Below are 19,642 nucleotides of genomic sequence, written 5' to 3'. Positions count from 1 at the left end.
ACCCACAGCGTCACCGATGTCCTGATGCAGACTCGTCACCCATGTCCTGAGACATGGCACCAGGTCGTGACGGCTTCTGCGGCTTCCGCGACTTTTGCGGCGGACTCCGGTCGACAGAGTCCGGTGTCAGTCCATGCACTGGGATCGCGGTACATCTCGCGCAGCGTGTGCTCGGCCGCCAGGATCCGCCGCCGCGGGAACGCAGAGCGAGATCCAGGTCAGGCGAAGGCCGCCATGATCAACGATCCGTTAAGGAACGGCTGGGAACGGAGATGCCCGTGTCGGGCCGTCCCACGCCCCCGAGGCCAGATCATTCTCCAGGTCGTTGACGAAGCACTCGTGCGCCTCCTCACTGAGGGCGTCGAGGACGCCGTGGCCACGTGCGGCTCCCATATCGTGACGAGCACCGGGCAGCCGGAGGCTTGTCAGGGACGAGTTGATCTAGTCAGTCGCCCGTCTACCAGGAGCTTCACTCAGTCCGCTGACGGCGAGCCGCAGCAGCTCGCGCTCGCCTCCGACCAAGATGGAAAGGGCTGTGTGCCAGAGCGGCCAAGCCGCTGCTACTTCTCGCTGCCGTCCTCTTCCGGGAGCTGAGCAATCTCCTTTGGCTTCGAGGCGGTCCAGCCGAGGAGCAGACGGGTCCGGAGCGGCGCCTTGACTTTGGCGAACTCAGGATGACTGTTGAGCCAGGCCTGCTCCCACTTCTGGGTCTCCTTCTCCTCTTCGGCATAGACCGTCTCGCGCAGCTCCACGTCGAGATCGGCTAGCGACGCGATGATCCGTTGTAGGTGCACCGGCTTCTCGGGCGGCCCACCCCCTCGGACAACGGCGGCGCACACCTCCTGTGCGTAGTTGAAGGCAGCGGCGCGGATCGAGTACGTCGACCAGTAGAACAGCCCCATCATCACCAGTGAGGTGGCCTCATGAACTATCTGTAGGCAAGTCTCGACGTCGGACCGGGCCTGCTCCGGCAGTTGTAGCGCGGCGAGCCTGATCTGCCGACGCACGGCGTTCACCTCGGCGCTGTGCTGGACATTGGCCTCGCCGGAGATCTCGTCGCCCTTCTCATCTAGCTCGTGGTAGTCCACTAGCAACGAGCTGACCTGGGTGGCCGCAGCGATCTCCCGGCCACGCGCCTCCTTGGCTGCCTCAACCTTGAGACCTCGGCGGTGCTGAAGCCGGCCTGACCAGATGGTGCTACCGGAGCCAACGATGGCACCGCATAGGCCAGCACCCGCGCTGACGATCGCTGTGAGGAGGGTGGGATCCACGGCCAGCAAGATAGATGGCCGTCGGCCCGATCTCGGTAACGGCGCCTCGCGTGTCCCCGGCGTCAGTCGCATGTCCCGCGTACGGATCATTCGGCTCGCTGCGGTGGGCGTGCTGATCGTGAGCGCGGTGTTGTTCATCGTGTTGCAGTCGCGACCTGGTGGCGTCCAGTCAGGCGACCTTGACCTCAGGCGGTGGCGGCAACCCGTCCGGCCAGCTCAGGGGTGCGACGGCTCGCGTATTCCCCGGGAGTGGCGTTCGTCGACCAGAGCGATCACCTGGAGGAGGGGCCCACCCGGACTTCTCACGTCTGCGAGGCGCCTAATAGCCTGATGGAGGACTACAGGGGGGGGAGGCCGGGTGGAAGCGAACTCGAGCCGGTGGCACGAGATCACCCCGTCCTCGTTCGCCCATGAGCAGGCCGCCCTCCGCTACGTTCGTGACCTGCTGCCGGATCGCCCTGCTGTGCAGGCCTGGAGCAACTTCACCTTCGTCTCTGACCAGGGCCACCTCCGTGAGGTCGACCTGCTGGTCCTCACCGAGACCGGCCTGCACCTCGTCGAGATCAAGAACTTCCGCGGCCGGCTGTCGAACCGCGGCTCCACATGGGCGCTCTCCGGTGGGCGCACCTTCGACAACCCGCTCCCGCTCGCGGACCAGAAGGCCAAGGAGCTGAAGTCGCTCCTCGCCCGCGCGGCGGCGAAGGACCGCGGGATCCGCATCCCGTACGTCAGCTCCGCGGTGTTCCTCGCCGAGCCCGGGATGCAGTGCGAGCTCGACGACGCCCAGCGCCACCACCTCTACGCCCCGGACAACGCGAAGAACGACCTCCCGAGGCTCGGCGCCGACCTGCTGCTCGCCGCACCGCGCCACCAGCCGCCGCAGGCGGAGTTCGTGCGCTCGCTTGGACGCCTCCTGAAGAAGGTGGGCATCCACCGGACGAAGAAAAGCGTGACCGTCGGGCCGTGGCAGATCGACCCGCGGCCCTACGACAGCGGCCCGACCTGGCAGGACCACCACGCCTCCCGCGAGGACATCGCCGGTGCCTACCGGCGGATCCGCGTCTACCTCTATGAGCGCGAGTCGGACCGCGAGGCTCGCGACTCCGTCCGCCACGCCGCCGAGCGCGAGTTCCAGGCCGCAGCGGGCATCGACCATCCTGGCCTGCTCGTCCCGCGGGACCTTCTCGACCACGAGATGGGCCCGGCGCTCGTCATCGAGCAGCACAAGGACGCCGAGCGGCTCGACCACTTCATGGCGGGCAAGGGCGCCGCGCTCGACCTCCCGGCGCGCCTGCGGCTTGTCCGCCAGCTCGCCGAGGCCGTCGGCTACGCCCACAACCGCCGACTCGTGCACCGCGCGCTCTCCCCGCGCGCCGTGATCGTCGAACCCGGGGCCGAGGGCTGGGCCGACGCCCGGGTCCGGGTGGGGGAGTGGCAGTCCGCGGCCCGTGGGCTATCGTCGTCGAGCACCTCCAACCGCGTGGTCCCGACGACCCACGCCGCCCGTCACGTCGAGGCGGCCGCCGCCGCGTACCTGGCCCCGGAGTTCGCTGAGGACGCGGACGGCACGGTCGCCATCGACATCTTCGGCCTCGGCGCCACGGCGTATCTGATCCTCACCGGCCAGGCACCCGCGGACAGCCGGGCGGGCCTTGGCGAGCGGCTCAAGCAGGAGGACGGGCTCAACCCGTCCGCGGTAGTGGAGTCGCTCCCCAACGACCTGAACGTAACGATCGCGCTGGCCACCTCACCGCGGGTGGGGGACCGGTTCGCCGATGTCGAGGACTTCCTCCAGCATCTCGACGACGCCATCGCCGACGCTCTCCCGGCGGACGAGGGCGTCGATCCACTCGACGCCCAGGCCGGTACCGAGCTCCCGGACGGCTACCTGGTCACCCGGGTCCTCGGCACCGGCGCCACCGCCCGCGCCTTCCTCGTGGAGCGGGACGGGCTGCGCTCCGTCCTCAAGGTGGGCCGCTCCGCGAAGGCCGAGCAGCGGCTCGACGAGGAGGCCAAGGCTCTCGAGGACCTGCGCCACGACCACCTCGTCGTCCTCCGCCGCGGGGTCTTCGCGCTCGGCTCCCGGCACGCGATCGAGATCGACTACGCGGGCGACGAGTCGCTGGCCCAGCTCCTGAAGAAGGAGGGGATCCAGCTCCCCGACCAGCTGCAGAGCTTCGGCGAGCAACTCCTCGACGCTGTGGACTACCTGCACGGCAAGGGCACGTTCCACCGCGACATCAAGCCGGACAACCTCGGGGTGCGGCGGCCCGCGAAGAAGGCGCCGCTCCTCGTGCTCTTCGACTTCTCCCTCGCCGGCGCCGCGGCGGACGACTCCATCGCCGGCACCCGCGGCTACCGGGACCCGTTCCTCGGCTCCGACCGACGTCCGGTGTTCGACGAGGCGGGCGACCTCTACTCCGTCGCCGCCACCCTCCACGAGATGGCCAGCCTGGAGCTGCCGACCTGGGGGGACGACGGGACGGACGCCCAGTACGTCGACGAGCCCACCATCTCGTCCGAGATCTTCGCGGCGAGCCTGCGCGAAAGCCTCACCACCTTCTTCCGGCGGGCGCTGCACCGGGACGCGGACAAGCGGTTCGGCTCTGCCGTCGCGATGCGCAAGGCGTGGTCCGCGCTATTCACGGCGATGGACGAGGAGTCGCCCGCGCGCACCAGCCACACTGAGACCGACGATCCGCAGGAGCGGCTGGACGAGGCCGCCGCCGATGCCACGGCGAACACCGCCCTCGACGCCGCTGGCCTGTCGCAGCGCGCCGTGACGGTGGCGCAGAGACTCGGCGCGGACACGGTCGGGGAGCTCGTCGCCGTCCCGACCCGGATGCTGTGGAAGGCTCGCGGGCTCTCCCGCGCCACCCGCCTCGAGCTGGTCAACCGGGCGAGCTACTGGCGCAAGCGCCTCCCGGTCGCGGCCGACGAGCCCGGCGACGCCGCCGAGAGCCGGGGTGCCGGCCTGGACGGCATCGCCACCCGCCTCCTCCCGCCCGCGGGTGGGCGCGGCAAGGTCACCCCGCGCGAGACCGCGCGGATGCTGCTCGGCCTCCCGGACGGCAACGGCGAGCTTCCCGAGTCGCGGTGGCCCAGCCACACCGATCTCGCCGCGACGCTCGGCCGCGAGGCGGAGGAGCTGCAGCGGCTCACCCAGAAACGCCGCATCGCCTGGCTCGCGGACGAGACCGTGACCGGGATCCGCGAGCAGCTCGCCACCCATCTGCGCGGCCGCAACCGGGTCGCAGAGGCCAGCGAGCTCGTCGAGCACCTGCTGCTCACCCGAGGCTGCGACCGCGAGGACGATCCCGCACGACGGCGAGCGTGCGGCTACGCGGTCCTGCGCGCGGCCGTCGAGGCGGACTCCGTGGCGGAGGAGCAGACCTTCGCGACCCGACGGCACGGCGAGCGTGTGCTGGTCGCGCTGCAGGTCACCGAGGACGAGTCCTTCGACACCCCGAACGACGCCGAGCTGCTGGACATGGCCGTCGCGCTCGGCGAGGAGGCAGTGCGCCTCGCCGCCGCTGATCCGCTGCCGACCCCGGTTGCCGTGGTGCGGGCACTGGAGATCGTCGCGAAGCGCCACGAACAGGTCCCCGCCGAGCAGCGCCTCGTGCAGCTGGCCGCCGCCGCGACCACCGGCGTGCTGACCAACGCACGCCTGGAGCTCTTCCCCGTCGACCTGGACCCGGTCCGCGCGCTGCGCCTGTCGCAGGCCGGGGCCGGCGTCCCGCCGGACGGCCTGACCCCCGAGGCGCTCGGCCGACGCGTCGCGGCGAGGTTCCCCGGCATCCGCCCCCTGCCGGATGGGCCGGACCTGGCCAAGCTGCTGAACGATGCCGGGTTCGAGCTGCACTGGACCGGTGAGCGCTACGCCCCCCCTTCCACTGCGGAGGAGCTGAGCTCCTCGCAAACCGGGGTGTCGATCGGCGGCGTCGTGCCCGTCGTCTCGGTCGGGGAGAGTGGCCCGGATGACCGCCTCCAGTATGCCCTCCGCCAGGGCGGCGCGCGCGTGGTGACGTTCCGCCGGTCGCGGTGGGCTCCCACGAGCGTCCACATCGCCGCCGTGACCGGCGCCGAGGTGGTCGACGCATCGGCGGCGTTCGTCCGCACGCTGCGCGCGGTCGCCGCCGAGCGCCGGATCCCGGACTTCGGCGTCGTCCTCCGGGCGGACGCCCCGGACGCGGACGCTCGCGCCCAGGGCAACCTCGGACGGCTCGTCGGCGAGGCGTGGGAGCGCCTCGACCAGGAGTGGGCGCAGGCGGACGTGCTGGTCCTCGACGACCTCACCGCCTTCGCCCGCCACGACGCGGGCACCGCATTGCTCAACCGCCTGCTCGACGCCGCCCGCCGCGGCGGCCGCGAGCGCGGGCCGAGAGTGCTGGTGCTGCTGGTCGCCGCGGCGAACGAGCAGGACGCGCCTCGGATCGGGGACCAGGCCGTCGGCCTGGTGACCTCGGAGGAGTGGATCGTCGCGCCTTCGAGCTGGGCCGCGGCGACCTCGGCGGCATGAGCCGCCCCACGAGATGTGAGGTGCCGCCCGAGCGGGCGGCGCGGACCGGGTGCGCTGGGCGCACCCGGTCGGGAGAGGACGCACGATGATCGACTCGAAGCTGCTGCTTGCGGACCTGCAGAAGCAGGTTACCGCCCTGGAGCAGGATCTCGCGGAGCAGCTCGTCGCGCTCCCCGAGGTCGCCGCCCTGCTCGACGCCGAGTACGAGGCAGAGAAGCGCGCCCGCCGCGCGGGCAACGGGTCCTTCGCCTGGCGCCAGGAGCAGCTGACCCAGATCGCCGTCGCATGGGTCCTCGGCACCGTCTTCCTGCGCTGGTCCGAGGACAACAAGCTGATCGACCCGGTGTTGTCCGGTCCGGGGGAGCGACTCGCCCAAGCCGAGGACGCCCAGCTCGAGCACTACCGCCGCCACCCGGAGCACACGGACGCGGACTGGCTCGCCGAGCAGTTCGAAGTGCTCCGCGGCACGGACGCTGGCAAGCTCCTCTTCGACCCCGAGCACAACCCGATGTACTGGGTGCCGATCTCCCACGACGCAGCAAAGGCGCTGACCGCCTTCTGGCGCGGCTCGGACGGGGCGACGCTCCGCCACGAATTCACCGACCCGGACTGGGGCACCCGCTTCCTCGGCGACCTCTACCAGGACCTGTCAGAGGACGCGAAGAAGCGCTACGCCCTGCTCCAGACTCCACGCTTCGTCGAGTCCTTCATCCTCGACCGCACTCTCACACCCGCCATCGAGGAGTTCGGCCTCGACGGCCTCCGCCTCATCGATCCCGCCTGCGGAAGCGGCCACTTCCTGCTCGGCGCCTACGAACGCCTGGTCGAGGCGTGGAAGGAGGAGTCGTACTCGATCGAGCCGTACCAACTCGCCGAACGTGCTCTCGCCTCCGTCCACGGCGTCGACACCAACCCCTTCGCCGTCGCTATCGCCCGCTTCCGGCTCATGGTCGCGGCGCTGAAGACGGCAGGGGTGACGACACTGAAGCAGGCTGCAGGTCAGCGCTGGCGCCCTCTCGTAGCCTGCACCGATTCCCTGCGCACATTGGAGCGTCAGGAATCCTTTGAGCTTGTTGACGAGGCGATCGGCTATCGAGCCCGCTGGGAAGACATCCAGGACTTCGACGACCAGAAGCTCCTGTATTCAGGCAGCTACCACGTGGTGGTGGGCAATCCGCCCTACATCGTCCCTAAGGACCCGGACCAAAGCGAGTACTACCGCAAGCGCTGGTCTGCATGCTATCGGCAGTACCAACTAACTGTTCCTTTTGCCCAGCGCATCTTTGACCTTGCGCGGCGTTCGCAGGACGATGGCCTGGGCGCAGGTTTCGCCGGACAGATCACCTCGAACGCGTTCATGAACAAGGAGTTCGGGAAAAAGCTCGTCGAAGAGTTTCTACCGACTGTCGAACTGGCCTACGTGATCGATGCTTCGGGCGCCATCATCCCAGGCCACGGAACTCCGACGGTGATCTTGATTGGCCGGCGCGCAGCGCCAAGTCGACGTGATTCAGTCCGGGCTGTCCTTCGGGTCCAAGACGAGCCGGGAATTCCTGTCGATCCCGCAAATGGGCTGGTTTGGTCATCGATCGTTCGACAAGTCGAAAAACCTGGCTCCGAGTCTGAATTTGTTAGTGTCGTGGATATCCCTCGGGGTCGCTTAACTGGCCATCCGTGGTCGCTATCGGGGGGTGGCGCTGACCAGTTGATGAATCGGTTGCGTCAGTGTCGACTCAATCTTGGCGAGGGGATTCAGAGGCCTATCGGCCGAGCTGTTCGGATGGGTTCCGAGGAGGCTTTTGTTCGCCCGCGGAGGCGAACCCAGCTTGTGCCTCCTAGATCGATATGGCGCGGTCTTGTCGATGGTGGGGAGGTGAGGGACTACCAAGTCAAGCACCTCCCTCCCGTGCTGTATCCGTACGCCGACTCTGGGGCATCTACATTTCTAGAGCGCGAGCTGTGGCCGTTCAGGCGAACTTTAGAGGAGCGGCGCACGTTTTCCGGAAACATGGCTGATGGGGGGCGTGCGTGGTGGGAATACATGCAGCACACTGCATCGGCATATACGACACCGCTCTCGATATGTTTCGCGAATGTTTCAACTCACAATCATTTCGTGCTTCGGCGAGGCGGTGAAGTGTTCGATGCGCACGCTCCGGCAATAAAGCTCCATTCTAGCGCGTCAGAAGCCGACCATCATGCTCTGCTCGGACTACTCAATTCGTCTGTGGTTTGCTTCTGGCTCAGGCAGACCAGTCCGCCAAAGGGTGGTAGTGGAATCGGCAGAGGTATACAGCCGGAGCCCTGGATGGAGCGCTTTGAATTTAGTGGATCTAGCGTCGAGAAAGTGCCGCTGCCGTCGGGTGCGGTGCCCTCCGGTGTTGAACTCGACAGCCTGGCTTCCAAGCTGGCCGCTTTAACTCCGAGTCAGATTGTGGCTGATGCGCTGCCAACGAGGGATCGCCTAAATAATGCGAGACGGGAGTTCGAGACGCTCCGGTCGAAAATGATCTATCTTCAGGAGGAGCTTGATTGGCGTGTGTACAGATCGTATGGGTTGATCTCGGCGGAGGACTCCGTTGGAGTGAGTTGGGACGGCGAACCGGTCCCGCTCCTTCTTGGAGAGCGCGCATTTGAGATTCTCCTTGCGCGAAGGATAGCGGCGGGAGAGTCGGACTCGAAGTGGTTTGTCCGGCATAGGTCGGCGCCTGTGGTGGGAATGTCCGACGACTGGCCCGAGGAGTACCGACGAGTCGTCGAAGCAAGACTCGATCTGATGAAGAAGCGGCGGGAGCTTGCGCTGGTCGAACGGCCAGAGTGCAAGCGACGGTGGGTGTCGGAGCCGTGGGAGAAGCAGCAGGAGCGTGCGCTTCGGGGCTGGTTGCTCGACCGGCTCGAAGGACGCGAGTTGTGGTTCGAGGTCGACATCAACGGGGAGGAACAGCCTGCACCGCGGAGCGTGAGCGCCCTCGCTGATCTGCTCCGTACAGACGAGGACTTCACCTCGGTCGCGTCGCTCTGGGCGGGTGATGCGCTTGGCCGGCCGGACGCCGAACTGGTCGAGGTGATTGGTGAACTCGTCGACTTTGAGCACGTCCCCTTCCTCGCGGCGTACCGCCACAAGCCCGCGGGCCTCTCCAAGCGCGCCGAGTGGGAGCGGACGTGGGACCTCCAGCGCCAGGAGGATGCGGTCGCGAACCGGCTCGGCTTCGACGAGCCCACCCATGCTGGCGTTCGGGACAAGGTGCTCGCCGAGGTCGGCCCAGTGCCGGTCCCGCCCAAGTACGGCTCCGGCGACTTCCTGCGCAACTCTTACTGGACCCAGCGCGGCAAGCTCGACGTCCCCAAGGAGCGGTTCATCTCCTACCCGGCCGCGACCCGCGACGGCGACGGCAGCCTCCTCCTCGGCTGGGCGGGCTGGGACCACCGGCAGCAGGCGCAGGCGCTCGCTGTGCTCGTCGGGCAGCGGCGTGGGGAGGACGGCTGGGGCGCCGAGCGCGTCGCACCTCTCCTCGCGGGCCTGGTCGAGGTGCTCCCCTGGGTGCACCAGTGGCACAGCGAGGTCGACCCGCTCTACGGCGCCGCCCCCGGCGACATCTACGACGGCTTCCTCGACGCTCAGCTCGGCGAGCTTGAACTGAGCCGCGCCCAGCTCGCGGCCTGGCGCCCGACCGGCCGCGTGGACGTCGCACCCCTGCCGCGCCGAACGGCGTCACGCGCCCGCAAGGCTGACGGAGCCGAGCCCCGCACCCGCAGGCCGCGCACGGCCCCCGACTCGGCTCACCTTGACGTGATCGTGACCGCCGCCGCGCAGGGCCCGCTCTCCAACGAGCAGATCCGCGACCTCACCGGGCTCGACGCCCCAGGCGCCCGCGCTGCCGCCCAACACCTCGTCGCCGAGGGCCGCCTCGTCACCACCGGCCAACGCCGCGGCATGCGCTACCAGCTGCCCTGACTTGCACCGATACCAACCGGACCCGAGTGAAGGAGCCCTGTGGACCGCTTCTCCAACGACGCGATACTGCTCAGCGAGCTGTTAAAGCGCGCGCAAAGCGGGTCGCTGCAGCTCCCGGACCGCCAGCGTGGCTGGGTGTGGGGCGACAGGCCGAACTGACCGTGGCGCCTCACCCGATCGTGATCGCGGTGGGGGGCTCCTTCCGGCCGCCGACTAGGCTCGCGGCACGGTGCGACGAGGGGACTGCAGGACGTGACGACACCGGTGCGAGGTGGCCAGCCGCTCCTCCGTGAGCTGATCGACATCCCGGAGCGGATCCATCAGGGCGACTTCGTCCTGCGGCTCACCGAGGGTGTCCAGCGGCGGGCGGCGACGCTGGACAGCTACGTCATCACCCCGCAGCTGGAGACGGCGTTCGACCAGGCGCTCGGGCTGATCAGCTCGGCGCTGTCCGACGGACGGTCGCGGGCCAGCTACCTGCACGGGTCATTCGGTTCCGGTAAGAGCCACTTCATGGCGGTGCTGCACGCGCTGCTCGACGGGGACGTGCAGGCGCGCTCGCGGCCCGAGCTCGCCGGCGCGATCGCGAAGCACCAGTGGCTGGGGGACAAGAAGTTCCTGCTCGTCCCCTTCCACCTGATCGGCGCCGAGAGCCTCGAAGCGGCCATACTCGGCGGCTACGCGGACTTCGTCGCGAAGAACCACCCGGACAACCCGCTCTGGTCGATCTACCGCACGGACGGGATGCTGCGCGACGCCCGGCAGATCCGGGAGCGGATGGGGGACGAGGCGTTCCTCGCCGCGCTCCCGCAGACCGGTGGGCCGGACGAGTGGGGCGACCTCGGCGCGAGCTGGACCCGCGAGCAGCTCGATGAGGCCTTCGCCGCCCCGCCGGGATCGAAGAGCGAGCAACGGCTGATCGCGGACGTCGGCGACTCGATCATGCCGAGCTGGGCGGCCACGCTCCGCGGCGCGGCCAGCGCGTTCGTACCGCTCGACCACGGGCTCGTGGAGATCAGCGCGCATGCCAAGGGCCTCGGGTTCGACGGCGTCGTCTTCTTCCTCGACGAGCTCGTGCTCTGGCTCGCGGGCAAGATCGGCAACCCGGACTTCGTGGCGCGCGAGGTCGAGAAGGTCGCCAAGCTCGTCGAGGCGTCCGACGCCTCCCGGGCCGTGCCGATCATCAGCTTCATCGCCCGCCAGCGGGACCTGCGCGAGCTGATCGACACCAAACGCACCGGCGAGGAGTCGCTGTCCTTCCAGGACCAGCTCTCCTACTGGGACGGCCGCTTCTTCACCGTCACGCTCGAGGATCGGAACCTCGAGATGATCGCCGAGAAGCGCATCCTCAAGCCCGTGAACGCCGCGGCGGGGCAGCAGATCGCGGAGGCGTTCCAGCGCACCGACCGGCTGCCCGGCGCCACCCGGGACGTGCTGCTCACCGACGGGGACGGCGAAGCCTTCCGCCGGACGTATCCCTTCAGCCCGGCGTTCATGCAGACCCTCGTCCACGTGTCCTCGGCGCTGCAGCGGGAACGCACCGCGCTGAAGCTGATGCAGCAGATCCTGGTGGAGCGACGAGGGGACCTGCGGCTCGGCCAGCTCGTCCCGCTCGGCGACCTGTTCGACGCCATCGCGGACGGCAACGACCAGCCCTTCACCGAGAAGCTCAAGTACGAGTTCGACCGCGCGCGCTCGCTTTACCAGCGGACCCTGCGGCCGATGCTGTTGGAGCAGCGGAACCTCACCGAGGACCAGGCCCGTGGTCAGGTCGAGGCGAACCCCGCCCTCGTCACGGCGTTCCGGGCGGACGACCGGCTGGCCAAGACCTTGCTGCTCTGCGCGCTCGCCCCGGACGTCCCGGCGCTGCGCGGGATGTCCGCGCGGCGGCTCGCCGCGCTCAACCACGGCACGATCCAGGCGATGATCCCCGGCCAGGAGGTCGCGGAGGTCGCGCGGCGGCTGCGGTCCTGGGCCGGGCGGGTGCCGGAGCTGAAGGTCGGGCAGGAGGACGACCCGAGCGTCAGCATGGAGCTCGTCGGCGTCGACACCCAGCAGATCATCGACAACGTCGTCGGGCTGGACAAGGACGCGGATCGCCGCAAGCTCTTCCGCGGGCTCCTGCTCGGCGAGCTCGGCATCAGCGACAACGGGGCGTTCGACCTCGAGCACGCGATCGCCTGGCGGGGGAGCAGGCGCACGGTCGAGGTCGTCTACGGCAACGTGCGGGACCGGACTGAGCTGCGGGACGAGATCTTCGATCCCGCCCAGCCGGAGCACTGGCGGCTGATCGTCGACTTCCCGTTCGACGCCGCCCAGTTCTCCGCGGTGGAGGATCGGAACCGGCTCGTCGAGCTACGCGCGGACCGGGCTCGGCACACGCTCGCGTGGCTGCCGGGGTTCGTCACCGGCGCGGTGATCCAGAAGGCAGCGACGCTCGTCAAGATCCGGTTCCTGCTCACCGGCGGCAACCTGGACACCCACGCCACCCGACTCAGCGCGGACGACCGTCAGCGTGCCCGGGACCTGCTGCGCAACCAGGGCGACAGCCTCACCGCCGACCTCAAGATCGTCCTGCGGCAGGCCTACGGACTGGCCCGGGCGGAGGACGACAACGTCCTCGACTGGAGCGACCACCTCTTCAGCCTTGACCCGGCGCTGGACCCGCGCCTGGACGTCGGCCGGTCGTTCCCCGACGCGCTGACCTCGCTCGTCGAGCAGTGCTACGAGGCCACCTATCCGGATCACCCCGACCTGGACCCGCTGCGGACGGGCCGGCAGGTCAGCACGGCGGAGCTGAAGACGGTCCTGGCGGTAGTTCGCCGCGCCGTGGACCTGGAAGGCGGGCGCGCCGAGACGGAGAAGGGCGAGCGGGCCGCTCTCCAGCGCCTCGCACACCCGTTGCAGCTTGGCGAGGAGCACGGCGGCGCGTTCGTGCTGTCCCGGCACTGGGAGACCGAGTTCGAGCGCCGTGCCGCCCGGCTCGCAGGGGCGGACGTCGCCGTCCGGGAGATCCGCGGCTGGCTGGCGGACAAGGGCCTGGAGACACGCGTCGAGAACCTGGTGATCGCCACCTACGCCGAGCTGAGCAAGCGGGCGTGGGTGCGGGCGAACCAGATCGTCGAGGCGCCCGCCACCGTCGACGACGTGCGAGACGACATGGTCCTGCGCCCGCAGACCATGCCGGCCAAGGAGCACTGGGACCTGGCCGTCGAGCGTGCGGGACTGTTGTTCGGCGAGGACGTCAGCTCGCGGGTGATCTCGCCGCGGTCGTTGGCGCGCTTCGGTCGGGTGATGACGAAGGCCGAGCAGTTCCGCATTCCGGCCGCCGAGCTGGTGGCGGTGCTGGAGGAGCGGCTGCCGAGACTCGGCGTGGCGTTGCGCCCTGAGTCCGCCCGGCTACAGACGGCGAAGGCCGCCGACCGCGTGCTTGCCGCGCTTCGGCATGCGAGCGACGCGGCCGCGTTCGTCGATGCCCTTGCGTCGGCCACGATTGACGTCCCGCTGGTGACGCTCGGAAAGTCGATGACCTCGGCCGTTGCGGTCGCGCAGTCCCTCCGGAGTGCCGACTGGCAGGTGCTCGACCAGCTCGCGAGTCTCGACATGGCGGGAGCGGACGACATCCGGCACACCCTCGGTCTGGAGTCAGCGACGAACGAGGACGCCGCCCCGATCGCCGCCGCACTCGCGCAGGCGCGGAAGCACACGATCGACCTCCTCGTCGTGACCCCGCCTCCGCAGCCCCCGCCGCCTCCGGTTGTCGGGTGGAAGACGCTGCGAGGCGACCGGGCCACGGTGCTCCTGACCTTGAGCGAGCACGTCGAGGCGGGTGCCGAGATCGAGGTGCAGTACCGGGTGATCCCACGTGACCGCGACTGACACGGCGACAGCCGGCGAGCGAGCGATCCTGGGGCGCATCCGCACCCAGCTCGGCAAGCTCGCCCCCACCTGCCGTGCCCTCGGCATCCGAACCGCCGAGGAGCCGCGGTGGCGCGGTGAGCCCACGGCCGTGATCGAGGGACGGCGGCTGCGGATCGCCCCCTGCTCGTCCGTCCTGGGTGTGCTCGACGCGCTTGCCTCCGCTGCGGACGACGAGATCACCGTCCTGCTCACGAACCTCGCTGAGCGGGACCTCGGCGATGCCGTGCTCGCCAAGCTCCACAAGGGGCGCCTCCTCGAGGCGGACCGCTACACGCTCGTCCGGGACCTGCTCGGCGCGCGCTCGCTCGACCCGAGGATCAGCAAGGACGTCTGGCTCGTCGACGCGCTGATCACCCTCGCCAATGCCGAGCGGATCCCGTCCCTGACGGGGACCACGCTGAGCCGCCGCCGCGCGGTGTCGCTCGTGGTGCAGGCGCGTCTCGGAGCCGATCCCGAGCAGGCAGACCTCCCGGCCCTCGTGAGCGCCTTCGACGACACGCTCGTCAGGGCCGAGTGGCGTGGGCTGTCCGAGGCGGAGCGCCGGGGACTGGTGGGGGAACTCGTGAACAGCCACGGCCCCGGGGTCGGTGCGGTCGCCGCTCTTGCCGAGACGCGGGACGACCTGCTGGCGGAGCTGCTTGTCATCCAAGCGGTGACGGACGCGCCGGAGGACCACAAGCGCGCGATCGCCACGTTCGCCGTCGTCCAGCACCGCTTCGAGCAGCCACGACCGACTCGATCGGCTCTCGCTGAAGCCGGAGCCGCCGCCGTCGCGTCGGTCGACGCCGCGCCCGAGGCGCGGTTGGCACAGCAGATCCGGGTCGCGGACGCGAAGCTCGAGGAGCTCTCCGCCACGGAGCTGGCCGAGCACAGCCCGGTCCTGGGGCGCGGCTTCACCGAGCGGCTCGCGCGGGCGGCCCAGTTCCAGACCAAGGAGTCCTTCGCTGCGCTGGAGGGACACCGGTCCGCGAGGGCAGAGCGCCACCGCGTCGAGCGGGTGCGCGCGGCCGCTCGCCTGGAGCGGTGGTTGGTCGGCAAGCCTGCGACCGGTGTCGACACCGTGGCCGCGGGCCTCTCCCGGCACATGGCCGAGATCGCTTGGGTGGACCGGGCGCTCACGCAGGTTCGCGCCGGCGACCCCGACCCTCGTGTCGCGACGGTGCTGGCATCCGCGGCCACGCGCGCGGGAGGAGTGCGCGCGGACCTCGACCGGGCCTTCGCCGCTCAGCTGGCGCGACTGGACCGCACCCCGAGCTCGGTCCTGGCGGTCGAGACGTTCCTCGAGAAGGTCGTCGCGCCGCTGGGTGCACAGACGCGCGTGCTCCTCGTCGTGGTGGACGGGATGTCCGGTGCAGTGGCCACAGACCTCGCCGAGGAGCTGACGGCCCGACGTACCGGCTGGACCGAGATCGTTCGATCAGAGTCGCCGGGCCGCGAAGCGCTGGTCGCCGCACTCCCCACCGAGACCGCCTACAGCCGCACCAGCCTCCTGTGCGCGCGGCTCACCACCGGGGATCAGGCGAAGGAGAAGGCGACCTTCCCCGGCCACCGCTTCTGGCCCGCCAATGGTGCGGCGCTCTTCCACAAGGCCGCCGTCGCCGGTGCGGACGGCGCCGACCTCGGCTTCGATCTGGACCAGGCGGTGGGGGAGGAAGGACCCGCCGTCACCGCCGTCGTCCTCAACACCGTCGACGACTCCCTGGCGAAGGGGCGGCAGAGCCGGGACCCGCGCTGGCGACCCGACGACGTCGCGGGTCTATCCGCGCTGCTGACCCGCGCCGTCGGTGCCGGCCGAATCGTGCTCCTGGTCAGCGACCACGGGCACGTGCTCGAACACGGCTCGGTCCTCCGTAGCGCGGCAGGCGCAAGCGCACGATGGCGCCCCGAGAGTGGTGTCGTCGGCGCGGACGAGGTGTTGGTGACCGGCGAGCGGGTGCTCACCGCCGAGCGCCGGGCCATCCTGGCCGCGACCGAAGAGGTGCGGTTCGGGGCGAAGGCCCACGGCTATCACGGTGGCGCGACCCTCGCCGAAGCCGTGATCCCGCTGGTCGCGCTCCTGCCGCCGGGTATGGAGGCGCCCACCGGGTGGACCGCCACCAGCATCGCCCCGCCCACGTGGTGGGATGACCTCCCCGAGCCGGTCGTCGTGGGTCCGCCCGACCCGCCGCGTCGCAAGCCGGGCAAGCGGAAGCCCGAGCCGCAGGGCGACGGCCTGTTCGATCTGACGCCTGCGCCGGTCGCCGCGACGCGCGGATCGCGGCTCGTGGGTTCGCCGACGTTCGTGGAGGCGCTGTCCGAGCTGCCCGCGAACCGGGTGCCCGCGGCGGAGGTGTTCCGGGACGTCGTCGACCTGCTCGTCGCGTCGGGTGGGCGCGCCGCGCTCACGGGCCTCGCCTCCGCGGGCGGTGTCGCGGGCCGGAACCCGCGCGCGCTGGTCAGCGTGCTTCGGCGGGTTCTCAACCGGGACGGCTACCCGGTGCTGGAGCTCGTCGACGGAGGTCGCGCGGTGAAGCTCGACATCGCGCTGCTCGACGAGCAGTTCCCGGACAAGCGGTCCTGATGGCCATCGCCAGCCCCGCCCGCAGGCGGACGATCCTCGCCGCCCTCCGCCGCGGCACGGTGCCGGACAGCGGCCTCGACCTCTTCGCCGTCGGCCTCGACCGGCTCGTGCCCACAGTGGACGCCGAGCTGACCGCCTGCAGCGGGGGAGCCGCGGCGTTCACCGCGATCCGCGGCGACTACGGCTCCGGCAAGACTTTCGTCTCCCGCTGGCTGGGCGAGCGGGCCAAGACGCGCGGGATGGCGTTCGCCGAGGTGCAGATCTCGGAGACCGAGACTCCACTGCACCGCCTGGAGACGGTCTACCGGCGGCTCTGCGAGCGCCTGACCACCGCCAGCGACCTGCCCAGCGCCTTCCGACCCGTGCTCGACGCCTGGCTCTACGCGCTGGAGGAGGACGTCCTCGCGGACGGCACCGTCGACGCCGCGGACTCGGCCGCGCTGGGAACGGCGGTCGACGCGCTGCTGGAGCAGCGTCTCAGCGCCCTGGGCCGGATCGCGCCGGGGTACTCCGCCGGCCTGCGCGGGTATCGGCAGGCGTTGGCCGACGGCGAGATCGAGGTCGCGGACGGCGTGGCGGCCTGGCTGGCGGGCCAGCCGCACGTCGCGGCCGCGGCGAAGCGGGCGGCAGGAGTCCGCGGGGACATCGACCACTTCCTCGCGCTAGGGTTCTTGCAGGGGCTGCTCACCGTGCTCCGGGACTCCGGGCACCCAGGCCTGGTCTTGGTGCTCGACGAGGTCGAGACGCTGCAACGGGTACGCAGCGACGCCCGAGCGAAAGCGCTCAACGCACTTCGCCAGCTGCTCGACGAGGTCGATGGCGGCCGGTTCCCCGGCCTCTACCTGGTCATCACCGGCACCCCGGCCTTCTTCGACGGTCGTCAGGGAGTCGCCCTCCTGCCGCCCCTCGCGCAGCGCCTCCACACGGACTTCTCCACCGACCCGCGCTTCGACAATCCGCGAGCCCCGCAGGTCAGGCTGCTCGGCTTCGACCTGGACCGACTCGTCGAGGTCGGCGGACGTGTGCGTGACCTGTTCGCCGAAGGCGCCACAGACCCGCAGCACGTCGACCGGATGGTGGACGACGACTACCTGCGCGTCCTCGCCAAGGCGGTCGCCGGCGGACTCGGCGGCAAGGTCGGGGTGGCGCCGCGGGTGTTCCTGCGCAAGCTCGTCGGAGACGTCCTCGATCGGGTGGACCAGTTCCCGGACTTCGACCCGCGTCGCGACTACACGCTCACGCTGACCAGTGGCGAGCTCACGGACGCCGAGCGGCAGGCGACCTCTCCGGACGACGTCGAACTCGACCTCTGATGACGGCGCCGTTCGATCTGCTGCACCCCGTGGTTCAGCACCACGTGGTGAACACCCTGCAGTGGCCTACACTCCGGCCTCTGCAGGAGGCGGCGGTTGAACCCGTCCTCGCAGGCGTCGACTGCCTCCTGCTCGCTCCGACGGCGGGTGGAAAGACCGAGGCCGCGACGCTGCCGGTGCTCAGCCGGATGGCGCGTGAGGCATGGACCGGCACCTCGGTCCTCTACGTGTGTCCACTTCGGGCGCTGCTCAACAACCTCGAACCGCGGCTCGCGGACTATGCGGCCTGGCTCGGCCGCACCGTCCAGCTCTGGCATGGCGATACCACCCAGGGGGCGCGCCGCCGGACCCAGTTGGAGCGCCCGGACATCCTCCTCACCACGCCCGAGTCCCTGGAGTCCATGCTCGTCTCCATCTCGGTGGACTCGCACCGCTTCTTCGCAGACCTTCGCGCGGTCGTCGTCGACGAGGTCCACGCCTTCGCGGGCGACGACCGCGGCTGGCACCTCCTCCACGTCCTCGAGCGACTCGGGCACCTCGCGGGCAGGCCGTTGCAGCGCATCGGGCTGTCCGCGACCGTTGGCAATCCCGTCGAGCTGCTTGCCTGGCTCCAGGGAGCGGCGGTGGGGCGGCCCTCGACGGTCGTCGCTCCGCCCGCGGCGACGCCGACGTGCGACGTGCAGCTCGACTACGTCGGCTCGGTCGAGGGTGCTTCGCGCATCATCAGCAGCCTGCACCGCGGCGAGAAGCGGCTTGTGTTCGTGGACAGCCGTCGCCGGGCCGAGGAGCTCGGGTCGGCCCTGCGGTCGAAGCAGGTCGACACCTACCTGTCCCACTCCTCGCTGTCGGCCGCCGAACGCCGTCGCTCCGAGGAGGTGTTCGCTCAGGCCCGGGACTGCGTGATCGTGGCGACGTCCACCTTGGAGCTGGGCATCGACGTCGGCGACCTGGACCGGGTGATCCAGATCGGCGCACCCCGGACGGTCGCCTCGTTCCTGCAGCGGCTCGGGCGCACCGGCCGCCGGCCCGGGAGCTCCCGGAACTGCCTGTTCCTCGCGGTCGACCAGGACCAGACACTGCAGGCAGCTGGGCTGCTAACGAAATGGGCGGAGGGCTGGGTCGAACCCGTAGTCCCGCCTGCCGCGCCGCGGCACATCGTCGCGCAGCAGCTCCTCGCGCTGACGTTGCAGGAGCACAAGCTTGGGCGATCGACCTGGTCGGAGTGGTGGGGCGGGCTCGGACCAATGAGCTCCGACGGCGCCGAGATCCTCGACTACCTCGTCGAGAAGGGCTTCCTCGACACCGACGGGGGGATCGCGTTCATCGGCCCCGAGGCCGAGCGACATTTCGGCAGGCGACACTTCATGGAGCTGATGGCGGTCTTCACCGCGGCACCGGAGTTCCACGTCTACGCGGGTCGTGAGGAGATCGGGTCCGTCGGGGACGACGCGCTCCTGGCCGACACCTCCGGTGCGCCGCGTGTTCTCCTGCTGGCGGGACGGGCCTGGCTTGTGACCCATGTGGACTGGAAGCGGCGGCGAGTCCACGTCGAGCTGTCCGACCTCCCCGGTCGGGCGAAGTGGGGCGGCGACGGGGGCGGGCTGTCCTTCGAAATCACGCGCGGCATGCGGGATGTGCTGCTCGGCCAAGACCCCGCCGGCGTGCACCTGTCGAAGCGAGCCGAGACTGTCTTGAGCGACCTTCGTGATCACCACGAGGGCATCGTCGCTGAGGGCGCCACCGTCCTCCGACGGAGTGCCGACGGTGATGTGCACTGGTGGACGTGGGCGGGCGCGGCCGCCAACCGAACCTTGCACGCCTCGCTCGACCTCATCGACCCGCGCCAACGGATCGGCGATCAGGTCCTTCGACTTCGGCACGGCACTGACCTGCGGGCGGCGGCTAGCGCACTCCGAGGCGGACGAGTCCAGGATCTGCGGGAGCCCGCCGTCAATCCTCATGGTCTCCGCGGCCTGAAGTTCTCAGCTGCCTTGCCGGAAGCGCTCGCGACGACCACGGTCGCCTCCCGGCTTGGCGACCCGGCCGGAGCTGCGGCAACGTTGCGCGAGGACCGTCTGCTGAGGAGCGAGTAGAGCTTCC

Annotated in this window: 7 protein-coding genes; 6 read left to right on the top strand and 1 reads right to left on the bottom strand. The window is 70.1% G+C overall.

Annotation, left to right across the window (positions count from 1 at the left end; translation table 11 throughout):
- Positions 1–560: 560 nt before the first annotated feature.
- A complete protein-coding gene (locus ABD993_RS00365; RefSeq protein WP_345411487.1) occupies positions 561–1,271 on the bottom strand; it encodes a hypothetical protein in 711 nt (236 codons plus the stop codon).
- Between the two features lie 358 nt (positions 1,272–1,629).
- Between ABD993_RS00365 and pglW the strand changes: the two genes are divergently transcribed.
- From pglW to ABD993_RS00335, 6 genes are all read left to right on the top strand, one after another.
- A complete protein-coding gene (gene pglW, locus ABD993_RS00360) occupies positions 1,630–5,793 on the top strand; it encodes a BREX system serine/threonine kinase PglW (protein WP_345411485.1) in 4,164 nt (1,387 codons plus the stop codon).
- A gap of 85 nt (positions 5,794–5,878) precedes the next feature.
- The gene (gene pglX, locus ABD993_RS00355; protein ID WP_345411483.1) at positions 5,879–9,748 is read left to right on the top strand and encodes a BREX-2 system adenine-specific DNA-methyltransferase PglX; all 3,870 of its coding nucleotides are present in this window, start codon (positions 5,879–5,881) and stop codon (positions 9,746–9,748) included.
- 252 nt (positions 9,749–10,000) lie between these two features.
- The gene (locus ABD993_RS00350) at positions 10,001–13,627 is read left to right on the top strand and encodes a BREX-2 system ATPase PglY family protein (RefSeq protein WP_345411481.1); all 3,627 of its coding nucleotides are present in this window, start codon (positions 10,001–10,003) and stop codon (positions 13,625–13,627) included.
- A complete protein-coding gene (gene pglZ / locus ABD993_RS00345; protein WP_345411479.1) occupies positions 13,614–16,229 on the top strand; it encodes a BREX-2 system phosphatase PglZ in 2,616 nt (871 codons plus the stop codon). Before ABD993_RS00350 ends, pglZ begins: the two co-directional genes overlap by 14 nt.
- Positions 16,229–17,542: a BREX system ATP-binding protein BrxD gene (gene brxD / locus ABD993_RS00340; protein ID WP_345411477.1), complete on the top strand. Its 1,314-nt coding sequence runs from the start codon at positions 16,229–16,231 to the stop codon at positions 17,540–17,542. The genes pglZ and brxD overlap by 1 nt, the downstream gene beginning before the upstream one ends.
- A complete protein-coding gene (locus ABD993_RS00335; protein WP_345411475.1) occupies positions 17,542–19,635 on the top strand; it encodes a DEAD/DEAH box helicase in 2,094 nt (697 codons plus the stop codon). Before brxD ends, ABD993_RS00335 begins: the two co-directional genes overlap by 1 nt.
- Positions 19,636–19,642: the final 7 nt, after the last annotated feature.

It is taken from the genome of Pseudonocardia xishanensis (assembly GCF_039541715.1).
Classification (GTDB): Bacteria; Actinomycetota; Actinomycetes; order Mycobacteriales; family Pseudonocardiaceae; genus Pseudonocardia; species Pseudonocardia xishanensis.
Note: the sequence above shows the minus strand (reverse complement) of the source record. Positions and strands in the feature narration are given on the sequence as shown.